The organism is Vibrio sp. A2-1 (assembly GCF_021728355.1).
GTDB lineage: Bacteria > Pseudomonadota > Gammaproteobacteria > Enterobacterales > Vibrionaceae > Vibrio > Vibrio splendidus_K.
Genome location: NZ_JAKKCO010000002.1, coordinates 484,155 through 500,352 on the forward strand (window position 1 = coordinate 484,155; position 16,198 = coordinate 500,352).

At 44.5% G+C, this 16,198-nt stretch carries 17 protein-coding genes; 6 read left to right on the forward strand and 11 right to left on the reverse strand.

Annotated features, from left to right (window positions below; translation table 11 throughout):
* Positions 1–69 precede the first annotated feature (69 nt).
* Both L3V33_RS09750 and L3V33_RS09755 read right to left on the reverse strand, forming a co-directional pair.
* Positions 70–1,068 carry a lytic murein transglycosylase gene (locus L3V33_RS09750; RefSeq protein ID WP_017079489.1) on the reverse strand — a complete coding sequence of 333 codons (999 nt, stop codon included), beginning with the start codon at positions 1,066–1,068 and terminating at the stop codon, positions 70–72.
* A gap of 30 nt (positions 1,069–1,098) precedes the next feature.
* Positions 1,099–1,389: a YcgL domain-containing protein gene (locus tag L3V33_RS09755; protein ID WP_017079488.1), complete on the reverse strand. Its 291-nt coding sequence runs from the start codon at positions 1,387–1,389 to the stop codon at positions 1,099–1,101.
* A gap of 221 nt (positions 1,390–1,610) precedes the next feature.
* On the opposite strand from L3V33_RS09755, the gene minC reads away from it, so the two are divergent.
* The 3 genes from minC to minE are packed head-to-tail and all read left to right on the forward strand — an operon-like array spanning position 1,611 to position 3,377.
* Positions 1,611–2,273, forward strand: a complete 663-nt coding sequence (minC, locus tag L3V33_RS09760; protein WP_237290318.1) for a septum site-determining protein MinC — start codon at positions 1,611–1,613, stop codon at positions 2,271–2,273.
* 21 nt (positions 2,274–2,294) lie between these two features.
* Positions 2,295–3,107 carry a septum site-determining protein MinD gene (minD, locus tag L3V33_RS09765; protein ID WP_009848498.1) on the forward strand — a complete coding sequence of 271 codons (813 nt, stop codon included), beginning with the start codon at positions 2,295–2,297 and terminating at the stop codon, positions 3,105–3,107.
* A gap of 6 nt (positions 3,108–3,113) precedes the next feature.
* On the forward strand, positions 3,114–3,377 hold the full coding sequence (gene minE / locus L3V33_RS09770; RefSeq protein WP_010436847.1) for a cell division topological specificity factor MinE: 264 nt from the start codon (positions 3,114–3,116) through the stop codon (positions 3,375–3,377).
* 113 nt (positions 3,378–3,490) lie between these two features.
* Here the strand turns inward: minE and rnd are convergent, their stop codons facing one another.
* The 8 genes from rnd to L3V33_RS09810 form a co-directional block, all read right to left on the reverse strand.
* Entirely contained in the window at positions 3,491–4,609 is a 1,119-nt protein-coding gene (rnd, locus tag L3V33_RS09775; protein ID WP_032500282.1) for a ribonuclease D, read from the reverse strand.
* Between the two features lie 144 nt (positions 4,610–4,753).
* Entirely contained in the window at positions 4,754–6,448 is a 1,695-nt protein-coding gene (fadD, locus tag L3V33_RS09780) for a long-chain-fatty-acid--CoA ligase FadD (protein WP_004734190.1), read from the reverse strand.
* A 106-nt stretch (positions 6,449–6,554) separates the two neighbouring features.
* Positions 6,555–7,406 carry an alpha/beta hydrolase gene (locus L3V33_RS09785; RefSeq protein WP_237290319.1) on the reverse strand — a complete coding sequence of 284 codons (852 nt, stop codon included), beginning with the start codon at positions 7,404–7,406 and terminating at the stop codon, positions 6,555–6,557.
* A 47-nt stretch (positions 7,407–7,453) separates the two neighbouring features.
* Complete coding sequence (locus tag L3V33_RS09790; RefSeq protein WP_237290320.1) at positions 7,454–8,014, reverse strand: Slp family lipoprotein; 561 nt, start codon at positions 8,012–8,014, stop codon at positions 7,454–7,456.
* Positions 8,015–8,053: 39 nt separating this feature from the next.
* Entirely contained in the window at positions 8,054–8,359 is a 306-nt protein-coding gene (locus L3V33_RS09795) for a chromosome partitioning protein ParA (protein WP_237290321.1), read from the reverse strand.
* A 134-nt stretch (positions 8,360–8,493) separates the two neighbouring features.
* A complete protein-coding gene (gene tsaB, locus L3V33_RS09800; protein ID WP_237290322.1) occupies positions 8,494–9,195 on the reverse strand; it encodes a tRNA (adenosine(37)-N6)-threonylcarbamoyltransferase complex dimerization subunit type 1 TsaB in 702 nt (233 codons plus the stop codon).
* A 59-nt stretch (positions 9,196–9,254) separates the two neighbouring features.
* Positions 9,255–11,183, reverse strand: a complete 1,929-nt coding sequence (locus L3V33_RS09805) for an ATP-dependent DNA helicase (protein WP_237290323.1) — start codon at positions 11,181–11,183, stop codon at positions 9,255–9,257.
* Between the two features lie 161 nt (positions 11,184–11,344).
* Complete coding sequence (locus L3V33_RS09810; RefSeq protein WP_054547191.1) at positions 11,345–11,545, reverse strand: hypothetical protein; 201 nt, start codon at positions 11,543–11,545, stop codon at positions 11,345–11,347.
* Positions 11,546–11,827: 282 nt separating this feature from the next.
* Here L3V33_RS09810 and purU point away from each other — a divergent pair, with 282 nt between their 5' ends.
* Positions 11,828–12,661: a formyltetrahydrofolate deformylase gene (gene purU, locus L3V33_RS09815; RefSeq protein ID WP_054547433.1), complete on the forward strand. Its 834-nt coding sequence runs from the start codon at positions 11,828–11,830 to the stop codon at positions 12,659–12,661.
* A 130-nt stretch (positions 12,662–12,791) separates the two neighbouring features.
* On the opposite strand, the gene L3V33_RS09820 is transcribed toward purU, so the two are convergent.
* Positions 12,792–13,388 carry a VOC family protein gene (locus L3V33_RS09820; protein WP_065204984.1) on the reverse strand — a complete coding sequence of 199 codons (597 nt, stop codon included), beginning with the start codon at positions 13,386–13,388 and terminating at the stop codon, positions 12,792–12,794.
* Positions 13,389–13,738: 350 nt separating this feature from the next.
* Between L3V33_RS09820 and argS the strand changes: the two genes are divergently transcribed.
* Together argS and L3V33_RS09830 are read left to right on the forward strand one after the other, a co-directional pair.
* On the forward strand, positions 13,739–15,472 hold the full coding sequence (gene argS / locus L3V33_RS09825) for an arginine--tRNA ligase (protein WP_017088029.1): 1,734 nt from the start codon (positions 13,739–13,741) through the stop codon (positions 15,470–15,472).
* A 269-nt stretch (positions 15,473–15,741) separates the two neighbouring features.
* A complete protein-coding gene (locus L3V33_RS09830; protein ID WP_017088030.1) occupies positions 15,742–16,170 on the forward strand; it encodes an HIT domain-containing protein in 429 nt (142 codons plus the stop codon).
* The last annotated feature ends 28 nt before the right edge of the window (positions 16,171–16,198 follow it).

Here is a 16,198-nt window from a genome sequence, read left to right on the forward strand (position 1 = left end):
AGGCTAAATGCTATTCAAAGCGACCTAGTTCTATTAATCAGATTGAGTCTATTAATCAAATTAGGTCGATTAATCAAACTTAATTCTATCGGCTAGGTGGCTGACCGCCAACGCAAAGTAATAAGAACGATTCCACTTCATTAACACATTGTAGTTGTTGTAAATGAGGTACGAACGACCCGTTTCATCGTCCGGCATTATCAACCAAGCTTTGATATCTTCATCAAGTGTAGGCAGTGGGCGATCGTCATAACGCTTAATACCAAGTTCAGACCACTCTTTTAGGTATTTCGCTTTGTCTTCGTCTCGACCTTGCATCTCAATAGACACAGTTGATGGAACGTGAACCTGACGCCCCCAAGTATATTTGTCATCCCAACCCGATTGGCTGAGATAATTAGCCGCCGAAGCAAACACGTCTTCTTCAGTACCCCAAATATCTTTCTTGCCATCACCACTGCCATCAGCGGCGTAAGCTAAGAATGAGCTTGGCATAAACTGAGGTTGCCCCATCGCGCCAGCCCAAGAGCCTTTCATCTCTTTTGGTGCAATATGGCCTTGATCCAGAATCTTCAATGCCGCCATCGCTTCGCTACGGAAGAAGGCTTCTCTGCGACCTTCATAAGCCATGGTTGTTAGAGCGTCAATAACACTGTAATTCCCCGTGAACTTACCAAAATTACTCTCTACACCCCACAGAGCGACAATGAATCTTGGTTGAACACCATATTCATCACCAATACGCTTTAACGCCGTATAGTGTTTCTTATAGAGTGATCTCGCCTGCTTCACTTTCCAGTCAGGAACCGCACGTGGAATGTATTCATCCAGAGTCAGTTTCTTTTCAGGTTGGTTTTTGTCGGCTTTTACCGCTCTTGGCTTAAACGTCACACCATCAAAAGCTTCATCAATGATCGCTTCAGAAATACCTTCTTCACGACCTTGTTGCTTTAGTTTTTCTACATATTGCTCAAAGCTAAGCTCTTCAGCTTGAACCGAGCCAATGGTCAGGCTATTACCCAATAGTAATGCCGACACAGCCAATATGGTTTTCGAAAATTTACTCAACGATCACTCCTCCTTGAATTGAGGTGGCTATCACTCTTCGTCTTGACCTTTATTTTGAGCTTTACGCTCTTTATGAAGCTCAAGTTCGTTAACTGGTGGTGGCGGAACCTGCAAAAAGAAACCATCGGTGTTCAGTGATTCTCTCACTTTATCGATGTTCACTTGAGCCAGTTTACGGCCGTCCATTTTAATTACCATTACAAAACTAGGTTTACCAAACATTTGCATCAATGCGTCAGGAACTTGTGAAAAATCATCCTTCTTAGGGATATAAAGGTATGTTCCTTCTTTCTTTGAACTTTTATATATAGAACACAGCATGACAAACCTTTTTTAAATGTTTATGACTACAAAACTCTCACTTGCGAGATCAATAGTTTATGTTAGGGAAATATTGGGAACAAAACGTTCATTTGACAACAAGATTACTTGCTGTGCTTGGTTTGGGAATATAACATGATAAACCTAGTTTCAGGCAATGCCCTTTATTTTATTGATAAAGAAATTGTACCAATCCGCTATTGAGGTCCTGTAGTTTTTCGATGTCTAGTAACCCAGATCTAAAAGGTAGCAGTTTCACGCTATCTGTTTTGCACTTATCCGATGATCAAGTCGAAAATGCAGTGTCTTTTCTTCAAGAGAAAGTAGACCAAGCACCCACTTTTTTCGCAGCTGCGCCGGTTATTATCAACATTAGCAAAGTCGCGGGCGATATAGATTTCGTGCAACTGAAAAATGGTATATCTCAAGCGGGTATGATACCGGTTGGTGTGGCTGGCTGTTCAGATAAACGCATGCAAAACTTAGCCAGAGATGCAGGTTTTGCCGTGATGACAGCAAGTAAATCTCCTTCTCAAGCTCCGGCGAAGATGGCCCCGATAAAGGTGGTGAGAACCCCGATACGTTCTGGTCAGCAGGTGTATGCGAAAGATGGTGATTTGCTGATTCTTAGCCACGTAAGTGCAGGTGCAGAAGTGATTGCCGATGGCAGCATCCACATTCATGGTACTTTACGTGGCCGTGCGATTGCAGGTGCAAGTGGTCAAACTGAAGCAAAAATAATTTGTAATGATTTACAAGCCGAGCTGGTTTCCATTGCAGGAAATTACTGGCTCAGCGATCAAATTGAAAGCGAGTACTGGCAGAAGAAAACCATGTTCAGTATGGCAAACGATGTATTACACGTTGATGTCCTCGCAATATAAGAGAAATAAAAGGAAAACAGAATGGCACGCATTATCGTTGTAACGTCGGGTAAAGGCGGGGTAGGCAAAACGACCTCCAGTGCAGCTATTGCCTCAGGTCTGGCTTTAAAAGGGAAGAAAACCGCAGTCATCGACTTTGATATCGGTCTGCGTAACCTAGATTTAATCATGGGTTGTGAGCGTCGTGTTGTGTACGACTTCGTCAATGTTATCAATGGTGAAGCGACGCTGAACCAAGCGATGATCAAAGACAAGCGTACAGAGAACCTGTTCATTCTTCCTGCTTCTCAAACTCGTGACAAAGACGCACTAACAAAAGATGGCGTTCGTCGTGTGTTTGATGAATTGGATGAAATGGGCTTTGATTTCATCATCTGTGATTCTCCTGCGGGTATCGAGCAAGGCGCTCTGATGGCGTTGTATTTCGCTGATGAAGCGATTGTAACGACTAACCCTGAAGTCTCTTCTGTACGAGATTCAGACCGAATTCTAGGTATTCTTGACTCTAAATCTCGTCGTTCAGAAGACGGCTTGGAGCCAGTGAAAACACACCTTCTACTGACTCGCTACAATCCAGCACGCGTAACTCAAGGTGAGATGCTAAGTGTTGAAGACGTTGAAGAAATCCTGCACATCTCTCTACTGGGCGTGATTCCAGAGAGCCAAGCAGTACTGAACGCATCGAACAAGGGTGTGCCAGTTATCTTTGACGAAGCAACAGACGCAGGTATGGCTTACAATGATACTGTAGAGCGACTACTGGGTAGCCAAGTGGACTTCCGTTTCTTAACGGAACAGAAGAAAGGCATCTTCAAAAGACTGTTCGGGGGCTAATACGCAATGTCATTATTAGAGTTTTTTAGACCACAGAAAAAGACAACCGCAAACCTAGCCAAAGAGCGTTTGCAGATCATTGTTGCCGAGCGACGCAGCCATGACGACCCTGCACCGTCATACTTGCCGCAACTGAAAGAAGACATCTTGAAGTGTATTGCGAAGTACGTTGAAGTCGATCCATCAATGGTTGATCTGACATTCGAACATAAAGATGACGACATCTCAGTATTAGAGCTGAACGTTAAGCTTCCAGAAGAAGATCGATAAGTCGAGCCTGAGCTGTGCTTATCAATACTCAATAAAAAAGAGAGCCTAGGCTCTCTTTTTTGTGTCTGAAACTTTTATCTCTAAAGCATTCGTTGCTTACTACAAAACTAAAGTTACTTGATTGCTTTATTTAGCTTCTCGCCAACGACATCTAGACGCCAACCTTGCATTACATCAGGCAGCTTCTCTGGATTACGATCGTACTTCCAAATCCAGCTTAACACTTGATTAAGTTGCTTCTTCGATGCCAAAAACTCAGTCGCTAAACCACTGTGTTGTGATGCGGTTTTTACTTCATCTTTCAGCACTTTGAAGAGTTGCTTGTAACCTGGGTAGTCCATTAGACGTTCTACTGGCGCTGGGTACTCTTCTTCTGGCGTATGCTCAGCCAATTTCACGATTGAGCTGATCTTCGCGCCATGGCGACGTACAGAGCGGTAATCAAACCCTTCCTGCTCCATATGCTTAGGATCTTTCATTGCGAATCGAGCTACGGCCCATAGGTCTTGTTCTTTAAAGACAAAGTTCAACGCTAAATCACGCTTAATCGCTTCTTTTAAACGCCAAGTTGCTAGAGGTCTTAAAATCGCTAACTGCTGAGGTTTTAGCTGCCACGCGCCTTTAATATCAAGGTAAGCATTGTCTGGGTTTGCTTTACGAATGCGCTTAGCCACTTGTAAATCAGACTCTTGTTGCGCCGCTTCCCACCAGCCTGCTTCCATCACTTTTTCGAGAAGCTTGTTGTACATTGGCATCAAGTAGTGAACGTCTGCCGCTGCGTAGTCGAGTTGCTTTTGAGAAAGCGGACGCGCTAGCCAGTCAGTACGAGATTCACTCTTATCTAGGTCGACACCTACAAACTCAGAAACTAGAGCCGCAAAGCCAGTTGAAAGACCATGACCTAAGAAGGCTGCCATGATCTGCGTATCAACCATTGGTGTTGGCGTACAGCCAAATGCGTTCTGGAATACTTCTAGATCTTCGCCACACGCATGTAACACTTTCAGTACTGAAGTGTCTTTCAACAGCCCAACAAACGGGGTCATTTCATCAAGAGCAATAGGATCAATCAGTGACAGCGTTTCACCATCAAATAACTGAATTAAGCCTAATTGAGGGTAATAGGTTCTTGTACGAACGAACTCTGTATCAAGCATAACAACATCGGCTTCACGTGCTTGTTGGCAAACTCGCTCAAGGTCTTTAACTTGGGTAATGATTTGATAATCCACAAAAACTCTCACTGATTTTACTTTGATCGCCGGATACAAAAATGCCGACATTAACTGTCGGCATTCTAACACCATTTTTCAGCGCTCGCTTAGATTAAGCGCTGCTATGGCTTGTGGTGCATCATCTTCTCGTAAATGAGCTCGTTACTCGCTTGCGCGTTTGGCAAGCTCTGCGTCGTTTTCTTCACGAAGCACTCGGCGCAAGATTTTGCCTACATTGGTTTTTGGTAGTTCTTCACGGAACTCAATCAATTTAGGGATCTTGTAACCTGTTAGGTGTTCACGGCAGTGCGCGATAATGTCTTCTTTGGTTAGGCTAGGGTCACGTTTCACAACGTAAATCTTAACCAGCTCACCAGACACCTCATGAGGTTGGCCGATAGCCGCAACTTCTAACACTTTGCCATGCAGAGCCACTACGTCTTCGATCTCGTTCGGGTAAACGTTGAAGCCCGACACTAGAATCATGTCTTTCTTACGGTCTACGATGTACAACAAGCCTTCGTCATCAAACTTAACGATATCACCAGTCGATAACCAACCGTCTTGGTCGATCACTTCTTTGGTCGCTTCTGGACGTTGCCAGTAGCCTTGCATCACTTGAGGACCACGAACCTGCAATTCACCCACTTGGTCATTACCAACCACTTTACCTTCATCATCAACAATACGAACTTCTGTTGAAGGTACTGGTAGACCGATTGCACCTGTGTAGTCTTTCAGATCATATGGGTTACCCGTGACCAAAGGAGCACATTCGGTTAAACCATAGCCTTCAAGTAGGTGGACACCTGTCGCTTTCTTCCACTGCTCAGCAACAGCGCGTTGAACCGCCATACCACCGCCAACAGATAAACGCATATTACTGAAATCCAACTCGTGGAAATCTTCGTTATTGACTAGCGCATTGAACAAGGTGTTTACGCCAGTAATCGCGGTAAATGGAACCTTTTGCAGCTCTTTAATAAAGCCAGGAATGTCACGAGGGTTAGTAATCAGAAGGTTACGACCGCCCATTTCAACAAACAGTAAGCAGTTCACAGTCAGTGCAAACACGTGGTAAAGCGGCAGTGCCGTTACGACTAATTCGCGACCTTCTTGCAGTACTGGGCTATATGCCCCTTTCGCTTGAAGTACGTTCGCAATCATGTTGCGGTGCGTTAGAATTGCGCCCTTCGCTACGCCCGTTGTACCACCCGTGTACTGTAGGAATGCGATGTCATCGCCAGCCATAAATGGCTTCACATACTGTAGGCGACGGCCTTTATGCAGCGCTTTTCTGAATGAAATAGCACCCGGCAGATCGTACTTAGGCACCATGCCTTTTACGTATTTCACTACAAAGTCGACAATCGTACCTTTTGCTCGTGGCAGCATTTGCCCCAAGCTGGTTAGCACAACGTGTTTAACCGGAGTTTTATCAACAACTTTCTCTAGTGTGCTCGCAAAGTTAGAAACGATAACAATCGCCTTTGCACCAGAATCATTCAGTTGGTGTTCAAGTTCACGAGGCGTGTACAGTGGGTTGACGTTCACTGCAATCATACCTGCACGCAGTACACCAAAGAGTGCAATTGGATATTGCAGCAAGTTTGGCATCATAAGCGCGACACGATCGCCTTTCTTCAGTTTTAGATCATTCTGCAAATAAGCAGCAAAAGCACGACTGCGCTCTTCAAGCTTACGGAATGTCATGATAGACCCCATGTTCTCGAATGCTGGTTGGTCTGCGTACTTCTGTACCGACTGTTCGAACATTTCAATAAGAGATGGGTACTGATCTGGGTTGATCGTCTCTGGTACGTCACTTGGATAACGTGAAAGCCAAGGTTTGTCCACTATGTTACTCCTCGTTTATCAGCTGACGACTGCTTCGCCGCTTTTTATCATTGCGGTATTACAGCACAGCTTTAGTGCATGAGCACTAAAAGGCTCAAACACTTGTTTAAATTTTGTTAACTACACCAAGAATTAGCTCTGAAACTAGCTCTGGGCTCTCTAAATGGCAATGATGCCCGCCAGGAACAGTCTCTATATTCAGAGAACTATGGGCTGATTTGTAGCGATTATGCTGCAAATGTCGGAATCCATCATTTCCTAAAACTATTAATTGAGGGCATTCAATAGCCGCCATGATCGCTTCAGCATGCGCTTGTGACATTCGATATAACGAGTCACATTTTAGGTTAGGGTCGCATCGCCATTGCCAAGAGTTATCAAACTCGGCAATACCTCGTTCAACAATAGGAGCAATGAGTTCTGCTTTGATTTGATTGGCGTGAGCTCTCAGCTTAATAGCATCCTCAAGACTTGCCAGAGGACGTGAAGGCTTTCTTCGCTGTCGAAGACGACTGAGTACCCCATCTCTCAAACGAGAGACTGTTTCGTGGGGAGCTTCTGAAAGAGGTCCATGACCTTCAATTTGAATTAATCCTGACACCTTTTCAGGAAAGGCGGCACTATAGCAACTTGCGATCAATGCACCAAGTGAATGTCCTACCAGTACCAGTCTGTTTGGCGATAATTTAGTCACCAACTGATGCAAATCATCAATATAGTCGTGAAATGGGTAATAACTCCCCGGCTTATGCGACGAGAAACCGTGTCCGAAGAGATCGATAGCAACGAGGTGAGTATCTGGAGAAAGCTTGGCTATTTGCGGCATAACCTGAGTGAAACTTGCAGAATTATCTAGCCAACCATGAATAAAAACGACCGTCGTTGCGGTCGTTTTCGGGTTGCCAATCTGTTGTGTTGCAAGCGTCCCGCTCGCAAGGGAATATGACTTTTCAATCATTGATTGTATGGTGTCCCTATCGTTTAGTGTGTCGATCTCAGGTTCGACTATTCCACATCTTGAATCACACGACCTGACTTAGGCATGGTTTGAAAGCTGCGACAATGCAAACTGCGGCAAGAGTAATAGGTTGGCGCAAAATCGTTGATGACCACTCGCTCGGTGATCTGCCATAAGCGTTGGTTGTAGACATTCATTACTGGGAAGGTATAAGGATATTCACCAACGGTGCCATCTTCAGTGCCATTTGATGTTCCAACTAAGGTGATTAAACGGCCTTCAGCAAAGCTCAAAGGTTCTACGTAACCATCAATGTAACCAACAAAACGCCCTTTTGGCTCGGCATCAATATCTGGTTTACCGTTACTTGAGATCGGTAAGTTAACCACTTCAACACGAGTCTTATCTTGTAAGTTAGTGACTTTAGCTATCACACCACCTAAGCGAACATCACCAGCGTCTGGCACTGTGTTTACCCACTCTTGGTAGTCAGTTACCACCTGTTCAGAGTTTGCATTAAGTTCTTCTGGTAGAGATGAGCAACCCATCACCATCGCAGAGAAGGCGACAAGGAAAAATAAGCGAGATTTAGACATGAGAGAAAACATAATGCTGGTCCTTAGAAAAGGATAAATGAAAGCACAAAGCTAGATATAAATATCGACCCCAATAAGCTTCGCAAGTTCCTCTTTTTTAGCTTGATTCATCACGTCCATATACTCCTCCATCGCACGTCGTCCACGCCCTTCTGGAAGATCATATTGAACCTGAGCTTTGTGGATCTCAGATTCTTTGACTTGGCGAATCGAATGCGAGACAGCATTCGCGACCTTAGTTGGCTGACTAACTGAGGTTTTTGCATCGCCTTTTTTTACCTCGTTCTTTTTATTGGTTCGATTGGTTTTAGATGTATTACCTATCGAAGAAGGAGGTAAGCCGTTTATTGAAACCATGCTTAAAGAGTTTATTACCTGATATTAATGATTGTGTATCTGACTTTAATCTCGGCTCTACAGGATGAACTACAGAGCCAAATTAAGGCGTAAAATAACACGCCTTAATTATAATTCACTTGCGGCCAAGAGGCTTACTCTCGACCTGGCAGTTTTTTCCACGTCACTTTATCACGAAGATAAACTGGCTCAGACTCTTCTGCTGCAACCTCTTTACCTTCTGCGTAAGCAAATTGAGCAAGGAACGCCATATCTTGAGCTTCTGGGAACAGAACCTCACACGCTTTAGTGTTGATCGCTAGTGTGTCCATGTGCTCGGCGTATGCTTCCCAACCGGTGCCTACTTTTGCCCATGTCTCAGAATCCACTTCAAGCTGCGCAGCCAATTCGCTTGGAGGTGTGACACATTCAGCATCAACTGCAGTCCAACGACCGTCTTGTTCACGGCTGTAACGAGCCCAGTACACTTCACTCATGCGTGCATCAATCGCTGTTGCTACGTGAGTTTCACCAAATTTACGGTAGCTGCCCTGCGCCATCGCTGCCAGTGTAGAAACACCGATCATCGGTAAATCAGCACCAAAAGCTAAGCCTTGAGCAATACCAATACCAATACGTACACCCGTGAAGCTGCCTGGGCCTTGGCCAAACGCGATTGCGTCAATATCGGTTAAAGCGATGTTCGCTTCTTTCAGTACTTCATCAACCATAGGTAGAATTTTTTTCGTATGGTCTCGAGGAGCCTCTTCGCTACGTGCGAATACCTGGTCACCCATTACTAGTGCAACTGAACAGTTTTCAGTTGCGGTATCTACTGCAAGAATTTTCGCGCTCATTCGTGTCTCAAATATTCGTTATCTAATCTAAAAATAATGGCTAAGTTCAACAATGCCAATTACTCAGCAGCGGTTGAATGGTCTTTAGCTAAGAATTCTTTAATGATCCCTAAGTCACGGGTACGTGGGATAGGCGGTAAACTCGCCAAAAATACACCACCGTAATCACGGGTCACCAAGCGGTTATCGCAAATAATCAAAGCGCCATTATCACGCTTATCACGTATTAATCGGCCAACACCTTGTTTCAAGGTAATCACTGCGTCTGGTAACTGCACTTGTGCAAAAGGATCACCCCCTTTTAGCTTACAATCCTCGATTCGAGCCTTAAGTAACGGGTCGTCTGGGGCGGTAAAGGGCAATTTATCGATGATAACACAGCTTAATGCGTCGCCCCTAACATCGATCCCCTCCCAGAATGCCCCCGTGGCTACCAGCAATGCGTTACCTAATTCCATGAATTCCGCTAAGGTTTTTTGCTTACTGGTCTCACCTTGCAATAGAACGGGTACAGTAAGCGTTTCACGGAATCGCTCGCCCAACTCTTTCATCATGCTGTGTGAGGTACACAAAAAGAAACAACGACCTTGGTTTTGCTCAATCACGGGAGCCAGCATTCTGACTAATTTGTCAGCCAAGCCTGGACTATTTGGCTCTGGAAGGTAGCGAGGCACACACAAGCGAGCCTGATTCGGATAATCAAATGGGCTCGGCAGTGAAAATTGTGCCGACGGCTTTAATCCAAGTCGAGAGGTGAAGTGATCGAAATCATCCGACACCGCTAGCGTTGCTGAAGTAAACACCCAAGCACCCGGTTTAAGCTCGATTTGTTCGTGGAATTTATCGGCAACTGAAAGAGGCGTGATATGCAAAGCAAATTGTCGGGGCGTTGTGTCATACCAATAGGAATAACCGGTAATCGACACATCACACACACGTTCGATACGTGACTTAATCATGGTTGCACGCTCGAAAGCCGTGTCTAACAACTGGCTTCGACCCAATGCTAATTTCAATACATCGACGGCCAGTTGCAACGCATCTTGTAAACGAACCAACTCTCTCGCGATCGACTCTGACTTCAACGCCTCACGCCAGTTACCGCGAAATCCTGTGTCACCGAGCACAATACGTAGGTCAGCAGCTGATTGAATTAGCCTCTCGCCAACCTTTTGCAACTGACGCATGTCTTTAGCTTCAGTTCGATAGGCGATTTCAATGTCTTTAGCTAGCTCTTGGATTTGTCGGCTTGATACTGATTGTCCGAAGTACTGACTGGCGATATCGGGAAGTTGGTGCGCTTCATCGAAGATAAACACATCGGCTTCAGGTATCAGCTCACCAAACCCGGTTTCCTTGATCGCTAAATCTGCGAGAAACAGGTGGTGGTTGACCACGACAACATCCGAATCCATCGCTTTTTTACGCGCTTTCAGCACAAAGCAATCGGTGTAGCTTGGGCATTCTTTACCTAAGCAGTTGTCGTTAGTTGAGGTAATGGTTGGAATAACCGGGCTATCTTCAGCAATATCATCGCAATCGCCTAAATCACCAGTTTGAGTCGCCGACGACCAACTGCGCACTTTGACTAACTGAGCCAGCAGTGTTGGATCGGTATGAGTGCCATGACTTTCAATCATTTGGCGGCTCAGTCTATCCAAACATAAATAGTTTGAGCGACCTTTCAGCAAAGCAACCTGACCATAAAAGCCAAGCGCATCGACCATCAATGGTAAGTCACGGTGAAATAGCTGTTCTTGCAGGTTTTTAGACCCCGTACTAATGATGACTTTCTTACCGCTAAGCAATGCAGGTACTAGGTAAGCAAATGTCTTACCGGTACCCGTCCCAGCTTCAACAACTAACTGACTCTGTTGCTGAATGGCTTGTGACACCGCTTCAGCCATGTCTAACTGAGCTTGTCGTGGTTGAAACCCTGGGATCGCTTTGCCCAGAGCACCATCAGCAGAAAACGTTTTAGATATCATAAAGTACGAGGTTTAGAAAAATAAGAAGGCGAATTATGGCAGGTTTAGTGAGCCGGCGCGAATCAGAAATGACTGCGCACCGGAGGTGTCTATCGAATAGAACATGGCAGGCTAAGTCCTTCTTACCAACCTAGCCCAAAACAAATGAAAGGGTTGTTTAACTACTTGCGATTCAAATAACGAGATAACCAAGGCGCACCAGAAAAACCGGAATCACTTGGTTGCATAGCTTTAGCAGCATCAGTCGGAGAGGCCTTGTTTTCCCACATTTCATCAAGAACGTTGCCGTCCACCTGAACATCACCCACTAATGAATTTACACGCTTACAATACAACTTTTTCGCTAGTAACTCTTTATCCATAAATGATCACCTATGCATGGCTGAAATGTTGGCTCGCTCTAGTGAAACTTGACCGAGAATATCGGTTAAAACCGTCAGAAATCTAACCTCTACCTGAATTTATTAAGCTTCTCAATTTATTAATCCCCTAAATGAACGGTAGATTTTGTTGAAACCAAATTGATAATAGATTAATTATAACGGTGATATTGCGGCTCAGTTCACCGTTCGACGGCCTGCATTAAATTTGAAGAATCCCGATTTCATATAATAAGTGCAACATTTCATGGAAGTAAGATGCAAATGGAAAGAAAAACTTTATTAACACATTGTACTGACGCCCCAGGCCTCATCTCAAAGATCACCAACATTTGTTACAAGCACCAACTCAATATTATTCACAACAATGAGTTCGTTGATAACACTAGCGGCCACTTCTTTATGCGTACCGAGCTAGAGGGTTACTTCAATGACGAAACCTTGCTTGCCGATTTAGACCAAGCGCTGCCAGAGAATGCGAAACGTAAGCTGATGGGCTCTTCTCGTAAGCGTGTCGTGATACTCGTGACTAAAGAAGCTCACTGCCTTGGCGATATTCTAATGAAAACCTTTGATGGCAGCTTAGATGTCGAAATCGCAGCGGTGGTTGGCAACTACGATACTCTGCAAAGCTTAACCGAGCGTTTTGATATTCCTTATCATCATGTTTCTCACGAAGGATTAAACCGTGAAGAACATGAGAAGAAGATGCTTGAAGTGATTGACCAGTACGAGGCGGACTATCTGGTGCTTGCTAAATACATGCGAGTGCTGACTCCGGGGTTTGTTGAGAAGTACAACCACAAAATCATCAACATTCACCACAGCTTCTTACCAGCATTCATTGGTGCTAAACCATACCAACAAGCTTATGAGCGCGGCGTAAAAATCATTGGCGCAACAGCGCACTTCGTGACAAACGATCTCGATGAAGGGCCAATCATCAAGCAAGACGTGATTCCAGTGGATCACAACTTCAGTGCGAAAGACATGGCTCAAGCCGGTCGTGACGTAGAGAAGAACGTGTTGAGTAAGGCTTTAAACAAAGTGATCAATGATCACGTGTTTGTTTACGGTAACAAGACTGTGATTCTGTAAGTCGCTTATTTAAGTAATACTTCCAGTTAGAACCCAATAAAAAACGCGCAACAGGGTTAACCCATTGCGCGTTTTTTGTATCTGGTGATTAGACTAGCTTTTAGAGATTCCCAACTATTCTCGGCTCAAATTAAACCTGTTCTGACTCAACAATCTTCTTCAAAGAGTGTGGATGCAGCTTAATACAAATGCCTTGATGTTTAAAAGCCACCGTTGGGTTATTCAAACGTTCACCCTCGCCTTTCGGGCTAGAGAGTTTTACCTTAATGCCTTGCTCTGCCAAAGTTTCAAACTTAGCAGCGAACTGCGGGTAAGTCTCTTTAAGATCCGCCAGATACTCATCAGCCGTTTGCGCGTGAGAAGGAATCACAAACTCGACATGTTCCCAATCTTGGCATGGATAAATTTTACCTTCTGCTGGATATGGCAACTCTAAGCACTCAATCTTCCAACCAAGGCTTTGCAATGGCTCATCGAAAGCCAACACCACAATTGGACGGCCATTGATCATCGCTTCTGAAATCGTAGAGCCATATTCAGACCAAGCCAGATGAGCTGATTTCGCAAGCTCAGTTTCATTGATTCTTAATGCAATATGATCCGCTTGAGCAAAGCTTAAATCTAAACCCAATGCATTTTCTAGGTTCTCAATTTTCGCCATAAACGTATCAAGGCGCGCAATCATTTGTTGTGGTTCTAGTTCGGCTTGCTTCAGGCTCATCGTCATTGTCTTTGTTCTCCAAATAATGGCTGCATGGTATCAGTTTTACTTTCAGCAACAAGCGTTGCTTTTACAAAAAAACGTTCAAAAAGTACGGTGTCTTACTTTCCTAAATAGACAAACTTGGCTTGGTCAAAGTCGATTGTCAAAAACCCCTCAGGAAATGTTAATTTTCTATCAATTCGACCTATAAGAAACCCCACAAAATTGGTATGATTACCGCCATTTTTGTGAACTTAAACAGAGTCTGTTGTTCATTTCGGCATTAAATCGTTAACTCGAAGCATAATTAACCAAATTTAATACCCACGAAATAACGGCCACTCTTATTCATCCTTGAATTGAAGGAAACGCGTGTGAATATCCAAGCACTGATTAATGACAAAGTATCTCAGGCTCTAGAAGCCGCTGGCGCACCTGCAGGCTCTCCTGCGGCTGTTCGCCAATCTGCAAAACCACAATTTGGTGACTACCAAGCAAACGGCGTTATGGGCGTTGCTAAACGACTAGGCACTAACCCTCGAGAATTTGCTCAAAAAGTATTGGACGTTCTAAACCTAGACGGTATCGCTTCTAAAGTTGAAATCGCAGGTCCAGGTTTCCTAAACATCTTCCTAGATGAAGCATTCCTAGCACAACAAGCAGACGCAGCACTGGCTGACTCTCGCCTTGGTGTTACAGCGGCTGAAGCACAAACCATTGTTGCTGACTACTCAGCACCAAACGTTGCAAAAGAAATGCACGTTGGCCACCTACGTTCAACGATCATCGGTGATGCTGTTGTTCGTACACTAGAGTTCTTAGGCCACAAAGTTATCCGTGCTAACCACATTGGTGACTGGGGCACTCAATTCGGTATGCTTATCGCAAACCTTGAGCGCATCCAAGCTGAAACTGGCGAAGTTTCAATGGAACTTTCAGATCTTGAGCAGTTCTACCGTGAATCTAAAAAGCTTTACGACGAAGACGAAGAATTCGCAGTGAAAGCACGTGGCTACGTAGTGAAACTGCAAAGCGGCGACGAATACTGCGCTGAAATGTGGAAAAAGCTGGTTGACGTAACCATGGTTCAAAACCAACGTAACTACGATCGCCTGAACGTATCACTGACACGTGATGATGTAATGGGTGAAAGTATGTACAACCATATGCTTTCAAACATCGTTTCTGACCTACAAACACAAGGTCTAGCAAAAGAGTCTGACGGCGCACAAGTTGTATTCCTAGACGAATACAAAAACAAAGATGGCGACCCGATGGGCGTTATCGTGCAAAAACGTGACGGTGGCTTCCTATACACCACCACCGATATTGCCTGTGCTAAATACCGTTTTGAAGAACTGGGCGCAGACCGCGTACTTTACTTCATTGACTCTCGTCAGCACCAACACCTAATGCAAGCTTGGACTATCGTTCGTAAAGCGGGTTATGTTCCTGAATCTGTATCTCTTGAGCACCACGCGTTTGGCATGATGCTAGGTAAAGATGGTAAGCCATTTAAAACTCGTGCGGGCGGTACAGTGCGTCTTGCTGATCTTCTGGACGAAGCAGAAGTGCGTGCAACTCAACTGATTGAATCTAAAAACCCTGAGCTAGCAGAAGACGAGAAGAAAACCATCGCAAACACAGTTGCAATGGCGGCTGTTAAATACGCAGACCTTTCTAAGCACCGTACCACTGATTACGTGTTCGACTGGGAAAACATGCTGGCATTTGAAGGCAACACAGCACCGTACATGCAGTACGCGTACACTCGTGTAGCTTCAATCTTTGCTAAAGCAGGCATTTCTATGGACTCTCTTGAAGGTGAAATCAAAATCACTGAAGAGAAAGAGAAAGCACTTATCGCGAAACTTCTACAATTTGAAGAAGCGGTACAGTCTGTTGCTCGTGAAGGTCAACCGCACATCATGTGTAGCTACCTGTTCGAACTTGCTGGTCAATTCTCTAGCTTCTACGAGGCGTGCCCTATCCTTGTGGCTGAAGATGAAACAGTTAAACAGAGCCGCCTGAAGCTTGCTGCACTGACAGCTAAGACTATCAAGCAAGGTCTGTCTCTTCTAGGTATCGAAACTCTAGAGCGCATGTAATTCCCTTCGGGTTACAATGAATAAATACAAAGGTTGATGTGAGAGCATCAACCTTTTGTTTTATCTAACGTATACTGATACCAATCGTAGTAAATAACTAATCATCCTAGCTGGTTAAAACGCTCGATAACTGCGTTAGAATTTTTGATTGTAGAATAACTACTTATCAAAAAAATCTGCCTTGTTCTCAAACCTTTTTCCTGCGCTATTTCTGATCATTTACTTACTGTGATCGGTATGACCTCAAGAAATCGAAATGGATAATAATAATGAGCTTTGAACTTCACCCACAGTTAGCAAAAGACACCACGCTTATTGGCGAATTTCCACTAAGCTTGGCGCTGCTAAGCAAAGACAGTGCTGTGCCTTGGGTTATCTTGGTACCAAAACGTGCCAACCTAAAAGAACTGCATCATCTACCAATGAAAGAACAGCAGCAGTTCTTGCTTGAGTCTCAAGCGGTAAGCCAAGCATTAGAAGCGACATTCCAACCAGACAAGTTAAACCTAGGCGCTCTGGGTAACATGGTGCCACAACTGCACATTCACCATATTGCACGTTTCAAAGACGATATCGCGTGGCCAGGTCCAGTATGGGGCAACACCAAAGGCGAGCAGCGCAGTGAAGAACAACAAGCCGCAATCCATACTCGCATTCAAAACGTTTTATCGCTGAGCTCTATCTTCAAGAAAGCGTAATTCGATTTCATCTCATTACGCTTTAAAG